12 protein-coding genes and 1 pseudogene are annotated in these 16,749 nt (G+C 71.0%); 5 read left to right on the top strand and 8 right to left on the bottom strand.

Features of this window, described 5'->3' with window-relative positions; genetic code table 11:
- Nucleotides 1-16: 16 nt before the first annotated feature.
- Nucleotides 17-2,398, bottom strand: a complete 2,382-nt coding sequence (locus tag DT019_RS12990; RefSeq protein WP_114036943.1) for an FtsX-like permease family protein — start codon at nucleotides 2,396-2,398, stop codon at nucleotides 17-19.
- Between the two features lie 269 nt (nucleotides 2,399-2,667).
- Here DT019_RS12990 and DT019_RS12985 point away from each other — a divergent pair, with 269 nt between their 5' ends.
- Nucleotides 2,668-4,956, top strand: coding sequence for a transglycosylase domain-containing protein (locus tag DT019_RS12985; RefSeq protein WP_114036942.1), 2,289 nt, complete (start codon nucleotides 2,668-2,670; stop codon nucleotides 4,954-4,956).
- A gap of 71 nt (nucleotides 4,957-5,027) precedes the next feature.
- Here the strand turns inward: DT019_RS12985 and DT019_RS12980 are convergent, their stop codons facing one another.
- The 3 genes from DT019_RS12980 to DT019_RS12970 form a co-directional block, all read right to left on the bottom strand.
- Nucleotides 5,028-7,079: an ATP-binding SpoIIE family protein phosphatase gene (locus DT019_RS12980; RefSeq protein WP_114036941.1), complete on the bottom strand. Its 2,052-nt coding sequence runs from the start codon at nucleotides 7,077-7,079 to the stop codon at nucleotides 5,028-5,030.
- Nucleotides 7,080-7,372: 293 nt separating this feature from the next.
- Nucleotides 7,373-8,062 carry a DUF402 domain-containing protein gene (locus DT019_RS12975; RefSeq protein ID WP_114036940.1) on the bottom strand — a complete coding sequence of 230 codons (690 nt, stop codon included), beginning with the start codon at nucleotides 8,060-8,062 and terminating at the stop codon, nucleotides 7,373-7,375.
- Nucleotides 8,063-8,117: 55 nt separating this feature from the next.
- Nucleotides 8,118-9,539 (bottom strand): class II fumarate hydratase, encoded by a 1,422-nt coding sequence (locus DT019_RS12970; RefSeq protein ID WP_114036939.1) that lies wholly within the window; start codon nucleotides 9,537-9,539, stop codon nucleotides 8,118-8,120.
- 220 nt (nucleotides 9,540-9,759) lie between these two features.
- Here DT019_RS12970 and DT019_RS12965 point away from each other — a divergent pair, with 220 nt between their 5' ends.
- Nucleotides 9,760-11,283, top strand: coding sequence for a ricin-type beta-trefoil lectin domain protein (locus DT019_RS12965; protein ID WP_114036938.1), 1,524 nt, complete (start codon nucleotides 9,760-9,762; stop codon nucleotides 11,281-11,283).
- 22 nt (nucleotides 11,284-11,305) lie between these two features.
- On the opposite strand, the gene DT019_RS12960 is transcribed toward DT019_RS12965, so the two are convergent.
- Nucleotides 11,306-11,608, bottom strand: a complete 303-nt coding sequence (locus DT019_RS12960; RefSeq protein ID WP_147267306.1) for a hypothetical protein — start codon at nucleotides 11,606-11,608, stop codon at nucleotides 11,306-11,308.
- Between the two features lie 134 nt (nucleotides 11,609-11,742).
- Nucleotides 11,743-13,413 (bottom strand): fumarate hydratase, encoded by a 1,671-nt coding sequence (locus DT019_RS12955; RefSeq protein ID WP_189389498.1) that lies wholly within the window; start codon nucleotides 13,411-13,413, stop codon nucleotides 11,743-11,745.
- A 162-nt stretch (nucleotides 13,414-13,575) separates the two neighbouring features.
- Between DT019_RS12955 and DT019_RS12950 the strand changes: the two genes are divergently transcribed.
- Both DT019_RS12950 and DT019_RS12945 read left to right on the top strand, forming a co-directional pair.
- On the top strand, nucleotides 13,576-14,274 hold the full coding sequence (locus DT019_RS12950) for a DUF1707 domain-containing protein (protein ID WP_114036935.1): 699 nt from the start codon (nucleotides 13,576-13,578) through the stop codon (nucleotides 14,272-14,274).
- A gap of 150 nt (nucleotides 14,275-14,424) precedes the next feature.
- The gene (locus DT019_RS12945; protein WP_053726269.1) at nucleotides 14,425-14,778 is read left to right on the top strand and encodes a WhiB family transcriptional regulator; all 354 of its coding nucleotides are present in this window, start codon (nucleotides 14,425-14,427) and stop codon (nucleotides 14,776-14,778) included.
- Nucleotides 14,779-14,871: 93 nt separating this feature from the next.
- Here DT019_RS12945 and glpX read toward each other — a convergent pair whose 3' ends face one another.
- On the bottom strand, nucleotides 14,872-15,903 hold the full coding sequence (gene glpX, locus DT019_RS12940) for a class II fructose-bisphosphatase (protein WP_114036934.1): 1,032 nt from the start codon (nucleotides 15,901-15,903) through the stop codon (nucleotides 14,872-14,874).
- 126 nt (nucleotides 15,904-16,029) lie between these two features.
- On the opposite strand from glpX, the gene DT019_RS12935 reads away from it, so the two are divergent.
- Nucleotides 16,030-16,569, top strand: a complete 540-nt coding sequence (locus DT019_RS12935) for a DUF4245 domain-containing protein (protein WP_114036933.1) — start codon at nucleotides 16,030-16,032, stop codon at nucleotides 16,567-16,569.
- Nucleotides 16,570-16,647: 78 nt separating this feature from the next.
- Here DT019_RS12935 and DT019_RS12930 read toward each other — a convergent pair.
- Nucleotides 16,648-16,749 (bottom strand): annotated as a pseudogene (locus DT019_RS12930) (nitroreductase family protein); the annotation flags it as partial.

The raw sequence follows: 16,749 nt of genomic DNA, 5'->3' as shown, positions 1-16,749 counted from the left end.
GGTGGTTTGGGGAAGGTCATTCGGTGCGTAGCCCGTCGGGGCGCATCAGCCGCCACAGCGGCGGCAGGCTCAGCAGGGTCACCGCACCGATCACCGCGGCGCCCGCCCCGGCCAGCGGCAGGAAGAGCCACCAGTCGGTCACGGTCTTGCCGATGATCCGCAGCATCAGGGCGCCGAGCGCGAGGCCGCCCGCCACCGCGAGGCCGATCCCGAGGGCGACCGGCACCGCGGTCTGCCACAGGACCGAGCCGGCCAGGGTGCCGCGCCGGGTGCCGAAGGCCACCAGGGCCGCCAACAGGCGCCTGCGTTCGCGCAGTTGCTCCAGCTGCGAGACCAGCATGGCGGCCCCGATCAGGCCGAGCGTGGCGAGGGAGGCGGCCTGGAGTCCGGTCTGGATGCCCGTGTACTGCTGGTCGCGTTCGATGGTGCGCACCGTCCTGACCTGTAGCTGAGGGGAGAGTTTCGCCGCGGTGTTGCGGATGTGCTCGGCGGCGTCCGGCACCTCCTGGTCGACGGTGAGCAGGGCGGAGGTGCGGGCCACCGAGGTCATCAGGGAGGTGTCGATGGCGGCCGGCGTCGCGAAGATGCCGTACTGCACCCCGCCGGTGGGGTCCGGGCGGCCGACGACGGTACGGGCGGAGGCGGGCAGCGTCCACAGCTTGTGCGGGACGCCGGGCTCGTCCGGGGCGGTGTTGACCGGCTGGCCCACCCGGGCCGTGCGGTCGACCCAGGCGGCCTTGTCCGGGTCGCCGGAGGGGTGCACCACGAAGGTGTCGCCGTCCTGGCAGGAGTCGATGCGGGCCAGCTCGCGCAGGGTGGCGCAGTCGCCGACGGTCAGGGTGGTGAGGGGGCGGATGTCGTCGGCCGGGACGGGCCCCGGCCAGGACACGTAGCTGGTGACGGAGCCGATCGCCTTCCGTACGCCCGGGGTGTTCCGGAAGGACGCGGTCATCCGCTCGGCGAGCTTCGCGTCCGGATAGTCGGCGAGGACCGTGTACTGGGCGCGGCTCGCGTCGGCGCCGGTCACCTTGTTGAAGTCGTCGTGGATGCCGACGGAGTACATCTGGAGCGCCACCGACCCGGCGACCGCGACGGTGATCCCGCTGACCGCGCGCGCCGCCGTGCCGCTGCTCAACTGGAGCCGCCGCACGGCCAGTTGCCAAGCCGGCGAGCCGCCGCGCAGCCTGCCCACCACCGCCTCGACCAGCCAGGGCAGCAGGGTGATGAGCCCGGCGAGCACGAGGGTGGCGCCGGTGGCGATGCAGAGCGAGTCGGTGTAGTCGCCGAGCTGGATCCCGAGGGCCGATGGCAGGACCGACACGGGCGCGTTCCGGGCGCCCGGGTTCTGGGACAGCAGGAGCAGTCCCACCCCGACGCCGGGCATGGCCAGGCGCCACCACAGCCTGCGGCGCCGGGCGCGGGCGCCGCGTACGACGCCGAGCGGTTCGATGACCACCGAGCGCAGCGCGGCCAGGGTCACCGTCACGGCGAGGGCGGGCACGGCCACGGCGACGAGCAGCGCCAGCCAGGGCAGGGGCCTGAGGTCGCCGGGGAAGAAGCCGAAGCTCCACAGGCCGAGGGGGCCGAGCACCTGGGCGCCGCCCAGGAAGAGCAGGGTGCCCGTCGCGAGGCCGAGGGCCGCTCCGGCCAGGGCCTCGCCGCCGGCGATCCAGCGGGTGGTGCGGGCGTCGGCGCCGACCAGGCGCAGCGCGGCGAGCCGCCGGTCGCGCTGCTCACTGCCGAACCGCACGGCGGTGGCGATGAAGATCGCGACGGGCATCAACAGCACGACACAGATCAGGATGACGAGCACGACCAGCATCGGGTCGAGCGGCCGTACCTCGCCGATGTTGCCGAAGCCGGCCGCCGAGGAGGCGCCGGTGTCGGGGGAGAGGGTGGCGCTGCCCGCGTAGTAGTAGAGCTCGGACGGTTCGACCAGGCCCGCGTCACCGATGGTCGCGGTGATCTCGTACGGGAGCCTTTGGCGCAGCAGGTCGCCGTCGGAGGAGTCGAGGAGGTCGCGCAGCGCGGGGGAGACGGCCATGGTGCCGGGAGCCGGGATCGCGCTCAGGCCGGGCGGGAGCACCGGGTCGGCGTGGGCGGGCCGCAGGAGCTTGCCGCCCACGGTGTCCTCGCGGTACTCGGTGTCGGCGTCGGCGTAGAGGAGCGAGGCCTTCAGACCCCGGGTGTTCTTGTCCGAGCCCGCCGAGAACGGCTGCCGGTCGTGGATGCGGTCTGCCCGCTCGTCGACCAGCCGGGGCACCGAGGCCGCGCCGAGCAGCAGGGCGACGCCGAGGCCGACCCCGACGGCCGTGAGCAGGGTGCGGACCCAGCCCTCGCGTCCGCCGCCGAGGGCGAACCGTATGCCGAGGCCGAGATCGTGCAGGCGTCGCTTCATGGGCAGCACTATACGCACCGGGTATACCTGCGATGTATACCCGGGGTGCATAGCGGTCCGTGATCATTCCATTACCGGGCAAAACGGGGCAGCATCCGAAACCCTCGCAACCCTTGGCACCGTTCAATCGTCGGTTCCCATGGGGCAGGTGCTCATTCTCACGTACGGAAAAGACGTGATCGAATCCGCTTTGTCCGTAGGTGCGGTGTTAGTTTTCTGAGCTGATCTGGCGAGTCTGGTGAGTCATATGAAGGCGAGCGACTGAGGTTATGGGCCGAGCGGAAGAGCGGCGTGCCCGGCAGAGCGGGGCACGCCGGGGCAAGCAGAAGGTGAAGAAGAAGGGCATACGCCGGTTCTTCACCTGGAAGAAGGTGCTCGGCACCTTCTTCGGCCTCTGCCTCCTCGCGATGGGCGCGTTCTACGTCATCTACCTGATGGTGCCCATCCCCACGGGCAACGACCAGACCCAGCTGGAGAGCAACGTCTACAAGCTCTCCAACGGCCAGGTGCTCGCCCGCTCCGGCAAGGTGAACCGCGAGACCGTCGGCCTCGACAAGGTCCCGGAGCCGATCCAGCACAGCTTCGTCGCCCTGGAGAACAAGACCTTCTACGACGACAAGGGCGTCGACTTCAAGGGCACCACCCGCGGCATCCTCAAGACCCTGATGGGCAAGGGCGCCCAGGGCGGCTCGACGATCACCCAGCAGTACGTCAAGAACAACTACCTGACGCAGGAGCAGACGGTCACCCGCAAGCTGAAGGAGATCGTGATCTCCCTCAAGGTGGACCAGCGCTACTCGAAGAACGAGATCCTCGCCGGGTACATGAACACCAGCTACTACGGCCGGGGCGCCTACGGCATCCAGGCCGCGGCCCAGGCGTACTACGGCAAGGACGTCTCCAAGCTGACGCTGGAGGAGGGCACCTACCTCGCGGCGCTGCTCCAGGCCCCCAGTCAGTACGACTGGCAGACGGCCGGCCCGGTCGGCAAGCAGCTGGTGCAGGGGCGCTGGAACAAGGCCCTCGACAACATGGTCGAGAAGAAGTGGCTGTCCCCGCAGGACCGGGCGAAGCTGAAGTTCACGCCGCCCATGGACGCCAAGCCCGCCCCCGGCATGGAGGGCCAGACCGGCTATCTGGTCGATGCCGCGAAGAAGGAGTTGCAGCGCAACGGCGTGGACGAGGCCGTCCTGGCCCGCGGCGGCTGGACGATCACGCTGAACATCGACCCCGCCAAGCAGAAGCTGCTTGAGGACGCGGTCAAGGCGCAGCTGACCAGCAAGCTCGACCCGAAGAAGCGCAAGGTCGACGAGGACCTCCAGGCCGGTGCGGCCTCGGTGGACCCGAAGACCGGCTCGGTGGTCGCCCTCTACGGTGGCCAGGACTTCATCAAGCACCAGATCAGCAACGCCACCAACACCAGCTACCAGCCGGCCTCGACCTTCAAGCCGGTGATCCTCGCGGCCGCCCTCAACCAGGGGGCCGAGACGCAGGACGGCAAGCCGATCAAGGCGAACACCATCTACAACGGTGACAGCAGGCGGCCGGTCAAGGGCAGCGACATCGCCTTCGCCCCGCCGAACGAGGACGAGCACAGCTACGGCCCCATCACCGTCCAGGACGCGATGAACCAGTCGGTGAACTCCGTCTTCGCGCAGATGGGTGTCGACGCTCATCTCGACAAGGTGCGGGACACCGCCGTGGCCATGGGCATGACGTCCATCAAGGGCCTGAAGCCCGTGCCCGCCATGACGCTCGGCTCGTACGGCGCCAGCCCGCTCCAGATGGCCGCCGTCTACGCCACGCTCGACAACCACGGCAAGGAAGTCACGCCGTCGATCGTGAAGTCGGCCGAGCACAAGGACCACAAGTACGACAAGCCCGACCCCATCGGCAGCCAGGTCATCAGCCGGGACGCGGCGGACGCCGTCACCTCGGTGCTCACCGGCGTGGTCGACGACGGTACGGCCAAGACGTCGGTCGCGGACGCCGACAACCGCAACGGCAAGCAGGTCGCGGGCAAGACCGGTACCTCCGACGACAACAAGTCGGCCTGGTTCACCGGCTACACCCCGGACCTGGTCACCTCGGTCGGGCTGTGGGGCCAGGCCGCCGAGGCGCGCACCGTCAAGGTCGACGGCAAGAACGTGAACATCCCCGCGGGCGGCCAGGTCAGCATGACCAACGGCGCCGGTGAGGACGGCCGCATCAACGGTGGCTCCATACCGGCCCGCATCTGGGCCGCGTACACCTTCGACGCGGTCAAGGACGGTGCCGACAAGTTCGACCTGCAGACCGACCAGGGAGCGGCCAAGGAGCCGGACTACACGCCGTCGGCCCCGGCGTCCCACGCGCCGTCCAAGTCGGCGTCGGCCCCGCCCTCGCACTCGACGTCCAAGTCGCCGTCGAGTCCGCCGTCGGCCCCGCCGTCCAACCCGGCCAACTCGCCGTCCAACACGACCTCGCACAAGCCGAAGCCGCCGTCCCCGACGACCTCGACGGGGACGGGGACCGGCGGGGCGAGCCCGCCGGTAGACCCGCTCAACCCCAACGGCTGACACGGCCGACGGCCCCCGCCCGGGAAACCGGAGCGGGGGCCGTCGTCGTGCGGGGCCGCGTACGGGTGGGTTCAGGTACGGGTGGGCAGCTCGAACCAGACCACCTTGCCGCCGGAGAGCCGGGTGGCGCCCCAGCGTCTGGCCAGGCGGTTCACCAGGAAGAGCCCGCGCCCGCCCTCGTCGGTCTCGCGCGCCCGGCGCTGCCGGGGCAGCTGCGGGGAGTCGTCGCCCACCTCGCAGCGCAGCACGTCGGTCCTGAGCAGCCGCAGCGTGACCGGCCGCTCGGCGTACCGGACGGCGTTGGTGACGACCTCGCTCACGAGGAGCTCCACCGAGTCGGTCAGCTCCTCCAGGCCCCAGCGCTCCAGGGCCCTGCGGGCGAGCCGCCGGGCCCGGCCGGGCGCGGTCTCCTCCGGGTCGAGGAACCAGTACGCCACGTCGCTGGGCGCGATGCCGTCGAAGCGGGCGGCGAGCAGCGCGATGTCGTCGTCGCGGTCGCCGGGGCCCAGCATGTCCAGCACGTCGTCGCAGAGCGCCTCCAGCGGCGGCGAGTGGTCGGGGCCGGTCAACTGGGCGGTGGCGGCGAGCCGTTCCCGCAGCTGCTCGATGCCCGTCCACACGTCGCGCAGCCGCGACTCGACCAGGCCGTCGGTGTACAGGAGCAGCGTGGCGCCCGCGGGCGCGTCCAGCTCGACCGCCTCGAAGTCGACCCCGCCCACCCCGATCGGGGCGCCGGGCGGCACCCGGAGGACCTCGGCGCGGCCGCCGAGGTGGAGCAGCACCGGTGGCGGGTGGCCCGCGTTGGCGATGGTGATGCGGTGCGCGACCGGGTCGTACACCGCGTACAGGCAGGTCGCCATGCGGTCGGTGCCCAGCCGCTGGGCCTGCTCGTCGAGGTGGTGCAGGACCTCGGCGGGCGGCAGGTCGAGACCGGCCAACGTCTGCGCGGTGGTGCGGAGTTGGCCCATGATCGCGGCGGAGGTCATGGAGTGGCCCATCACGTCGCCTACGACCAGCGCGACCCGGCTGCCGGGCAGCGGGATCGCGTCGTACCAGTCGCCGCCGACCCGCGCGGTCTCGGCCGCCGGCAGATAGCGCGAGGCGAGCCGTACGCCGGTGGGCTGGGGGAGGCTGTCGGGCAGCATGGTGCGCTGGAGCTCGTCGGCGATGTACGCCTCGCGGCCGTACAGGACGGCCTTGTCGATGCCGAGCGCCGTGTGGGTCGCCAACTGGGCCGCCACCAACAGGTCGTTGGCCTCGAAGGCGGGGCGTTCGGGGCCGCGCACGAAGACGGCGGCGCCGATCACCCGCCGCCGGCCACGGAGCGGCGCGAGTATCGCCCGCCGCCCGCCGGGCACCGTACGGTCCGGGCCGAGCAGTTCGGCGAGGGCCGCGCGGGCGGCCGGGGACTCCGCGAAGACGGGCCGCACCCCGCGCAGGACCTCGTTCAGCTCGCCGCCGGTGCGCACCTCGCACAGCTCGGAGGCGGGGGTGAGGTCGGGGCCGGGGCCGCCGAGCACCGTGAGGCCCTCGGCCTCGGCGCTCTCGCTCAGCGCCTCGTCCACTAAACGCAGCCGGTCGGTACGGCGAAGGCGCAGCACGAACGGGGTGGCGGGGCGTTCGTCGCCGACCGGCAGCGGGTCGCGCAGATGCACCAGGATGGCGTCGGAGAAGGTGGGCACGGTGGCCCGGCACAGGCCGAGGACGATCTCGTCGAGGTCTATGCCGCGGGCGATCCGCCGGGTCGCGGCGCCCACGAAGCGCAGCCGGTCGCCCTCGCGCCGGGCCACCGCGGCCGCCCCGTCGCCGGGCCTCGCGACCCCCGGTCCGTCTCCCGCGCCGCTGTCGCCGAGGCCTCCGGGCGCGCCCACCGAGGGCACGGCGGAGGCGGCCGCGGCGTCCCGCCCGCCGCGCTCGGGCTGGCCGGGCACGGAGGCGGTCACGCCGCCGCTCCGGTCGCCGACGTGGGCGCCCAGCGGGCCGCGCCGGGCAGGGCCGCCCGGATCCTGGGCTTCCGCATGGGGCCTCCCCTGCTCCTCAAGTGCGTGGGGAAGGGTCTGCTCGGTGGGCCGGGCGAGTTCCTTGCGCCGGCTCTCGTGCGAGGTGGGCTGGGGCTCCGTCACGCGTCGGGTTCCGTCCGTCCGGGATGAGACATCCGCCCTGCCGCGGGCGGCGGCAGTGGCAGCGACAGGGTAAGGATGCGCGATGCAGTCGCTCCACGCGGTATACCCTCCCCCACGTCCTTGAGGCGCGGGGCAGAACCCGTCCGGGCGGCGGCGACACCGGGCATGCTCCACCCCCCTGTGGTGACATACGGTCAATTGTTGCACCGGGGCCGCCGATCAGTGCTGGTGGCCCCTGCGCGGCCCTGCGGAGGACGATCCTACGTTTGAACCCCGGGGGCGCATCAAGGGTCTCACGACGTCATATGCGCCGGGGTGCGATCCCAGTCCGCCGGGAGTGCGGGAACGGGCCAGTGCGGATCGGGCCGCCACGCCTCCCAGCCGTCCGAGAACGGCCGCCCCCACGCCCTGATCACCTCGACCGCGGCCTGTCCGGCCTCGCGGACCCGCCCGGCCAGGGCGGCGTCCATCAGGCCCACCCGCTGCGCTTGGGCGAACTCGTCCTCGTCCAGCCATCGCCAACTGCGGTCCGGGGCAACGGAGATGTCGAGGAAGTGGTCCGTCGAGTCGATGCCGCCCGACCACCGAGCGCGCGGCTCCTCCAGGTTCACGTACCAGTTCTTGAAGCGCCAGCCCCGTTCCCAGAAGAGCCACACCGACCACGGCTCACCGGGGCGCGCCAGCTTGAGCACCCCGCTGCCGAACCACGGGGAGCGCTCCGTGGTGCGCGGGGTGGTGTAGCGGGTGGCGAGGGGCTCCCGGTGCGGCGGGCGGCCGTCCAGGAGCACCGGGCGCACGCACTCGGTGCCGGGCGCCATCCACACCGCGAGCACCTCGTCGGTGTCCTGGACGACCGTGACCGGACGGCAGATGTGGAACCGCCCCCCGGGCCCGCCCTCCAGGCCGGGGGCGTGATCGCGATAGCGCCAGAGGATCTGCTCCCCCGGCGCCCAGTGTGGGGTGCCGCCTCCTGTACCTGCCATGTGCAGATATTACGGAGTGCCGTCAAGGCCCCGCTGGGATACCGGTCACCCCGGTTCAGGGGCGGGTCATCCGCAGGACGTCGAGCGCCTCGTCGAGCTGCTCGACGGTGAGGTCGCCGCGCTCCACGTACCCGCCGTCCAGGACCACTTCGCGGATGGTCCTGCGTTCGGCGAGGGACTTCTTGGCGACCTTGGCGGCCTCCTCGTACCCGATGTACTTGTTGAGCGGGGTGACGACGGAGGGCGAGGACTCGGCGTACTCGCGAGCCCGCTCGGCGTTCGCGGTGATGCCGTCGACGGTGCGGTCGGCGAGCAGCCGGGAGGCGTTGGTGAGCAGCCGGACGGACTCCAGGAGGTTCTTGGCGATCACCGGCAGCATCACGTTGAGCTCGAAGTTGCCGGCCGCCCCCGCCGTGGCGACGGTCGCGTCGTTGCCGACGACCTGGGCCGCGACCATGAGGACGGCCTCCGGAATGACCGGATTGACCTTTCCGGGCATGATCGACGAGCCGGGCTGGAGGTCGGGAAGGCTGATCTCGGCCAATCCCGTGCGCGGCCCCGAGGCCATCCAGCGCAGGTCGTTGGAGATCTTCGTGAGCGAGACGGCGATGGTGCGCAGCTGTCCGCTGGTCTCCACGAGGCCGTCGCGCGCGCCCTGCGCCTCGAAGTGGTCCCGCGCCTCGGTCAGGGGCAGCCCGGTGACGCGCGCGACCTCGGCGATCACGGCGGCGGAGAACCCGTGCGGCGTGTTGATTCCGGTCCCGACCGCCGTTCCGCCCAGGGGGAGTTCGGCCAGCCGGGGCAGCGCGCAGCGCAGGCGCTCGATGCCGTACCTGACCTGCGCCGCGTAGCCGCCGAACTCCTGGCCGAGGGTCACCGGCGTCGCGTCCATCAGGTGTGTGCGACCCGACTTGACCACGTCCGCGAACTCGGCCGACTTGCGCTCCAGGGCGCTCGCCAGGTGGTCGAGCGCGGGGATCAGATCGCCGGTGACGGCGGCCGTCGCGGCGATGTGGATGGAGGAGGGGAACACGTCGTTGGAGGACTGCGAGGCGTTGACGTGGTCGTTGGGGTGCACGCCGCGGCCCAGCCGCTCGGTGGCGAGCGTGGCCACGACCTCGTTCATGTTCATGTTGGACGAGGTGCCGGATCCGGTCTGGAAGACATCGACCGGAAAGTGCTCGTCCCAGCGCCCCTCGGCGACCTCCCCGGCCGCCTCCTCGATCGCGCCCGCGATGTCCTTGTCGAGCACGCCGAGTTCGGCGTTGACCTTGGCCGCGGCCGCCTTGACGCGGGCCAGCGCCTCGATGTGGGCGCGCTCCAGGCGCTGCCCGGAGACGGGGAAGTTCTCCACCGCCCGCTGTGTCTGCGCCCGCCACTTGGCCCGCGCGGGGACCCGCACCTCGCCCATCGAGTCGTGCTCGACGCGGTAGTCCTGTCGTCCCTGTCGTTCCTGTTGTTCCTGCTCGTCGGCCATCGCCGATCACCTCCACCTCGGACAGCACCCCGGACGCGCTCACTGTTCCCGCCGGCGGCACCCGGTGGCCGACGGGTACCCCGGGGCGCGCGCAGGTTCGTCCGGGCGGCCCAGTTGGGCGCCGGTTCGTAAAAGTTGAGCGGTTGTCTTGTTCTGGCTATTCCCAACACCCACTACCGGCCAGTAAATACCGGGGGTAACTAACCACCGGGGAGGCGCAATGACGCGCACCAGGCACAGACTTCGCTGTACGTTCGCGGCCGCCGTGGCCGTGGCGGCGGCCTTCGGGGGCATGGCGGCCGGCGCGACCACCGCGCAGGCCGCGTCCGCACCGTCCGGCTACTCCACCCCGCTCACACCCGAGCTGGAGAAGATCCGCGCGGCCGAGGCCACCCAGCTGTACGGCGACCCGGCCGAGCGGCCCATGGCCGACCGCAGGACCGGGCTGATCTCGCTCGGCGACAGCGAGATCTCCGGCGAGGGCGTCGGCACCTACGAGGCCGGCACCAACGGCCCCGACAACTGGTGCCACCGCTCGCCCGACTCCGCGATCCACCGCACCGGCATCCCGGCCGACGAGACGTACAACGTGGCCTGTTCGGGCGCCTACACCGGCAACATCAGGATCGGCGGGACCAAGCAGTACGCCGACGAGCTCGTGCAGAGCGACAGCCTCGCCATCAAGGCGCGCAACACCCGCATCAAGATGGTGCTGCTCGTCGCCGGGGCCAACGACGACCTCCAGTTCGGCCCGGTCATGACCGACTGCGTCGAGCGCTACCTGCTGCTCCAGGGACCGTGCCAGTCCAAGTACCAGCCCGGCTGGCAGGCCCGGGTGGATGCCTTGGTGCCCAAGGTCGAGCAGACCGTGAGCGACCTCAAGACCGTGATGCGCGACGCCGGTTACGCCGACGGCTCGTACAAGCTCGTCGTGATGGGCTACCCGAGCCCCATCGGGCCCGACTTCCACGACAACCCGAACTTCCCGGGCAAGCTCGCCTGCGGCGGGCTCGGCTACGACTCCGACACCGTGTGGGGCCGCGACACCGCGGTGCCCGCCTTCGAGGTCGGCATGCGCAAGGTGGCCGAGGACACCGGAGTGACCTACCTCGACAACTCCAGGCTCTTCAACGGCCACGAGGTCTGCATGGAGGACACCTGGGCCCGCGGCCTCTACATCGACCTGTCCAAGCCCGGCCTGCCGGACTCGAACTCGGTCCGCCAGTCCTTCCACCCCAACTACCGCGGCCACGGCGCGTTCGCGTCCTGCCTCACCCAGCTCTACGACTCCGGTGTCAGGGAAGGCAGTTGCGCCGACCCCGCCTCCACCGGCAGCGCGACGCTCTACCCGCTGGCCTGGGACGACGCCTACCGGCCGCTGAAGAACGAGGCGACCGGCACCTGTGTCGACGTCACCGCGGCCGTCAGCGCCAACGGTACGACGGTGGGCGGCTGGGACTGCCACGGCGGACGCAACCAGGGCTGGTGGTACGACAGTGACCGCGCGTCCGTGCACACCCAGCTCACCCAGGACCGCTGCCTCGACGTGCCGGGGGCGAACTACACCGCCGGCGCCAAGCTGATCATCTGGAACTGCTCGGGCGCCGCCAACCAGCAGTGGGTGCGCCAGTCCGGCACCCTGCGCCCGGCCGCGGCGACCGGTCTGTGCGCCACGCTCGGCGCCGCCAAGGACCCGCTCACGCTGCGGCCCTGCGACTCCGGCGCGAACCAGCGCTTCGCCTGACCGGTACGCCCGCCCGGCCCCGTCACGGACAGCCGTCCGCGGCGGGGCCGAGGTGCGCGACCTCGATGGCGGACGGGGACAGCGCGGCCGACACCCGGACCTGGGCGCCGAAGGCGAGCGGGGTGCGGGCCCGCGCCGCGTACTTCAGCGGCCGGCCGCGCACGGAGAACAGCACCTCGCCGTAGCCGCCGCGCGGGATCGGCGTGACCACCCGGCCCGCCGCGCCGACCAGCGCGTGGGCCGTCGGCGACGCCTTCGTGCGGCGCTGTGGCAGCACGCGGTCGAGCACCGCCAGTAACCCGCCGGGCCCGTGAAAAATCCCCAACTGCGCCACCCCTCCTGGTGGTTGAACCGCCCCGGCCGATGCGGCGGTCGGGGCGATTGCGGACACATGCCAGGATAGGTGGCCAATTCGCCGGGCCCTTAGGGCCTTTGGACCCTATTCGGGTCCACGCGCGGCTAGGCCTGAGCGGCGCCGCGCACCGGGATGTTGAGGAACGTCGGCGGCTCGGCGGGGGCCTGGAAGAAGTCGTTGCCCTTGTCGTCCACGACGACGAACGCCGGGAAGTCCTCGACCTCGATCTTCCACACCGCCTCCATGCCGAGCTCCTCGTACTCGACGACCTCGACCTTCTTGATGCAGTCCTGGGCCAGCCGCGCGGCCGGGCCGCCGATGGAGCCGAGGTAGAACCCGCCGTGCGTGCCGCACGCGTCGGTGACCTGCTTGCTCCGGTTGCCCTTGGCCAGCATCACCTTGGAGCCGCCCGCCGCCTGGAACTGCTCGACGTAGGAGTCCATCCGGCCGGCCGTGGTCGGGCCGAACGAGCCGGACGCGTAGCCCTCGGGGGTCTTGGCCGGGCCCGCGTAGTACACCGGGTGGTCCTTGAGGTACTGCGGCATCTCCTCGCCCGCGTCGAGCCGCTCCTTGATCTTGGCGTGCGCGATGTCGCGGGCCACCACCAGCGGGCCGGTCAGCGACAGGCGGGTCTTGACCGGGTGCTTGGTCAGCTCGGCCAGGATCGCGTCCATCGGCTGGTTGAGGTCGATGCGCACGACGTTCTCGTCGCCCGCGTCGAGGTGCTCGTCGGTCGTCTCGGGCAGGAAGCGCGCCGGGTCGGTCTCCAGCTGCTCGAGGAAGACGCCCTCGGCGGTGATCTTCGCGACGGCCTGGCGGTCGGCCGAGCAGGACACGGCGATCGCCACGGGCAGCGAGGCGCCGTGCCGGGGCAGGCGCACCACGCGCACGTCGTGGCAGAAGTACTTGCCGCCGAACTGCGCGCCGATGCCGATCTTCTGCGTCAGCTCGAAGACCTTCTTCTCCAGCTCCTCGTCCCGGAAGCCGTGCCCCAACTCCGAGCCCTCGGAGGGGAGTTCGTCCAGGTAGTGCGCCGAGGCGTACTTCGCGGTCTTCAGCGCGAACTCGGCGCTGGTGCCGCCCACCACGATCGCCAGGTGGTACGGCGGGCACGCGGCGGTGCCGAGCGAACGGATCTTCTCCTCCAGGAACTTCATCATGGAGGACTCGTTCAGAACGGCCTTGGTCTCCTGGTAGAGGAAGGACTTGTTGGCCGAGCCGCCGCCCTTGGCCATGAAGAGGAACTTGTACGCGCCGCCGTCGGTCGCGTACAGCTCGATCTGCGCCGGCAGGTTCGAGCCGGTGTTCTTCTCCTCCCACATGGTCAGGGGAGCCATCTGCGAGTAGCGCAGGTTGAGGTTCAGGTACGCGTCGTAGATGCCGCGCGAGAGCGCCTCCTCGTCGCCGCCCCGGGTCAGCACGTTCTGGCCGCGCTTGCCCATGACGATCGCGGTGCCGGTGTCCTGGCACATCGGAAGGACGCCCGCCGCCGCGATGTTGGCGTTCTTCAGGAGGTCGAGCGCGACGAACTTGTCGTTGCCGGAGGCCTCGGGGTCGTCGACGATCTTCCGCAGCTGGGCCAGGTGGGCCGGGCGCAGGTAGTGCTGGATGTCGTGGATCGCCTCGGCGGCCAGCTTGCGCAGCGCCTCCGGCTCGACCTTGAGGAACGTACGGCCGTCGGCCTCGAAGGTGGAGACACCCTCGGCGGTCACCAGGCGATACGGCGTGGTGTCCTCTCCCAGGGGGAGCAGATCGGAGTACGCAAACTCTGGCATTACGGCCATTCCTCACTCGGCAGACAGCGTGCCTCCATTGGCACAGCACCCACCAGCGTATGCCGCCGCCACGCCGCCGTTCCTGTGAGGTAAGGCTCAGTTGTCGAGCCCCTTCCGCCCCGCGACTAGTCGCGATCTATCGCGTTTGGGTACGCTGACCCCGTGGACCTCGAAAAGCACGCTCAGCCGGACCCCGCGGAGCCCGCGAAGGCCGACCTCGTCAAGCATGCCGAGCCCCCGGCGCTGCGGGCCTCCGACGCCGACCGGGACAGGATCGCCGACATCCTGCGCGACGCCCTGGCCGAGGGCCGCCTCGACGCCGCGGAGCACTCCGAGCGCATCGACGCCGTCTACCGCGCCAAGACCGTGGGCGAACTGGAACCCCTGGTGCAGGACCTGCCCGCGGCCGGGGCCCGGCGGCGCCCGGTGGCCGCGCCCGACCCGCGCGAGGCGGCGGAGGCCGGGGCGCCCGTCGACGCCGAGAACCTCGTGGCGGTCTTCTCCGCCTCCACCCGCAAGGGCCGCTGGCGGGTCGGGAAGCGCACCAACGCCTTCTCGCTGTTCGGCAGCGTGGAGATCGACCTCACCGAGGCGCTCTTCGAACAGCGCCTGACGGTCATCAACGCGACTGCGATTTTCGGCAATGTGGAGGTGCGGGTGCCGGAGAATCTGAGCCTGCGCGGCAGCGGCACCGGAATCTTCGGCAACTTCGAGGTGCACACCCTGGAAGCCGACGATCCTGAAGCGCCGGTGGTCGTCGTCAATGGATATTCCGTCTTCGGCAACATCGAGGCCAAGCCCAAGCGGGGCAAGCGCATCGCCGACCTGCACGACCGGATGCGCAAGCGGCTCGAATCCTGACGGCCGGATCGGCGCGCGGCGGCGCCGGGTTTTGGCCAACGGCGCCCGAGCGGAGTTCCGCCCTACGGAACTCAGTGCATAGGCACGCGTACAGCGGGTAGGGACTGTCGCATCGTCGCTCGCTCGCGAAGCCGTCGTCAGGAGTAGACCGTGCTGCATCCGCCGCATCATTCCCTGCAGGTCGCCGCCGTTCCGCCGCAGCGTGGTCCAGCCAGGGAGGATCAGGCGGGCCCGTGGCACGCGGAGGCGGTCTGCCGCCGGGACGAGGCGGGTCTCTTCTTCGCCCCGTCCAAGGAACCGACGGCCGCCCGGCTCTCCCGCGAGGAGGCCGCCAAGCGCGTCTGCGCCCGCTGTCCCGTGATGGTGGAGTGCCGCGAGCACGCCCTGCTCATGCCCGAGCCGTACGGCGTGTGGGGCGGCCTGACCGCAGCCGAGCGCCGGGTAGTCATCGCCCGCAGGCGCCGGCGCGAGGTGGAGCTCAAGAAGGCCGCGTCCGCCGCATAGCCCGCGCAGCCGGCTCTGCGTACGTGAAGGGGTGCCCCCGCCGCACAACGGGGACGCCCCTTCACCTACGTACGAACTGCCTTGCTTCCGGGGTTACTTGGCCCGGTCGAAGTCGATCTGGCTGTACGCGCGCAGCTTCGACAGGCGGTGCGTCGAGTCGATCTGGCGGATCGTGCCCGACTTCGAGCGCATCACGAGCGACTGGGTGGTCGCCGTCTCGGCCCGGTAGCGGACCCCGCGCAGGAGCTCGCCGTCGGTGATGCCGGTGGCGACGAAGAACACGTTGTCGCCGCTGACCAGGTCGTTCGTGGAGAGCGTCCGGTCCAGGTCGTGCCCGGCGTCGAGCGCGCGCCGGCGCTCGGCCTCGTCCTTGGGCCACAGCTTGCCCTGGATCACACCGCCCAGGCACTTGATCGCGCAGGCCGAGATGATGCCTTCCGGGGTGCCGCCGATGCCCATGAGCAGGTCGACACCGGTGCCCTCGCGCACGGCCATGATCGAACCGGCGACGTCGCCGTCCGAGATGAACTTGATGCGCGCGCCGGTCTCCCGGATCTCCTTGACGATGCCCTCGTGGCGGGGGCGGTCGAGGATGACGACGGTGACGTCCTCGGGCGAGGAGTTCTTGGCCTTGGCGACCCGGCGGATGTTCACCGAGACCGGCGCGTTGATGTCGACGAAGTCGGCGGCCTCGGGACCGGTGACCAGTTTGTCCATGTAGAACACGGCGGACGGGTCGAACATGGCGCCGCGGTCGGCGGCGGCGAGCACGGCGATCGCGTTCGGCATGCCCTTGGCGTTCAGGGTGGTGCCGTCGATCGGGTCGACCGCGATGTCGACCTCGGCGCCGGTGCCGTCGCCGATGCGCTCCCCGTTGTAGAGCATGGGGGCTTCGTCCTTCTCGCCCTCGCCGATGACGACCACGCCGTTCATCGAGACGGTGGAGACGAGGGTCCGCATGGCGTTGACCGCGGCGCCGTCCGCGCCGATCTTGTCTCCGCGGCCGACCCAGCGGCCCGCGGCCATGGCGGCCGCCTCGGTGACCCGCACCAGCTCCAGGGCCAGGTTGCGGTCGGGGGCCTCGGGGGAGACCTCGAGTTCGGACGGCAGATGATGCTCGGTCATCGGAGCGCACCTTTCTGTACGGCGACGGCCGCAGGATAAGAGGGTGCTAGGACTCTATCCGTACGTCGACAAATTGAGCAGAGGGGTCCACGTATGAGCGGCGACATGACCTGAGAACATGGGGTCGTGGCAGGAACGCGCAGCAGCAAGCAGACAGTCCGGAACATGCTGCAGTCGCTGGCGGTGATCGGCATCGCGGCGGCTGTGATCTATGTGTTCATTCCGCACGACGAGTCGGACGCACCTCCGCTCAAGACCGTCGACTACAAGGTCGAGCTCACCACGGTGCGCCGGGCCGCGCCGTACCCGGTGGCGGCCCCCGTCGGCCTGCCCGACCAGGACAAGTGGCGCGCGACCTCGGTGTCGTACGACGGCGCCAAGAACAACGCCTGGCACCTGGGCTTCCTCGATCCGCAGAACCAGTACGTCGCGATCGAGCAGTCCACGGCGCCCTCGGACAAGTTCGTGGCCGAGGTCAGCAGGAGCGCGACGAAGACCGAGAAGTCGCAGCAGATCGCGGGCGCGACCTGGACGTACTGGGACGGCCCCAAGTACGACGCGCTCGTCCGCCAGGACCAGGGCCACACGACCGTGGTGATGGGCACGGCGCCGTACGAGCAGCTGGTCGCGATGGCGGGCGCGCTGGAGTCGAAGAAGACGACCTGACGTCCGTCCGCCCGGCCACGTACGACGAGGGCCGCCGCACCGGAAAGGTGCGGCGGCCCTCGTCGTACGAGCGGTGGCTCAGACGGTCGTGACGACGTCCTCGTAGGCCAGGCGCGGGCTGCGCGGGTACCACGCGTCCTCGCCCGGCTTGCCGATGTTGACGACCATCAGCGGGGTGTG

It is taken from the genome of Streptomyces sp. SDr-06, from assembly GCF_003324565.1.
Classification (GTDB): Bacteria; Actinomycetota; Actinomycetes; order Streptomycetales; family Streptomycetaceae; genus Streptomyces.
The sequence above is the reverse complement of the archived record's forward strand: the minus strand, read 5'-3'. Positions and strand labels throughout refer to the sequence as shown.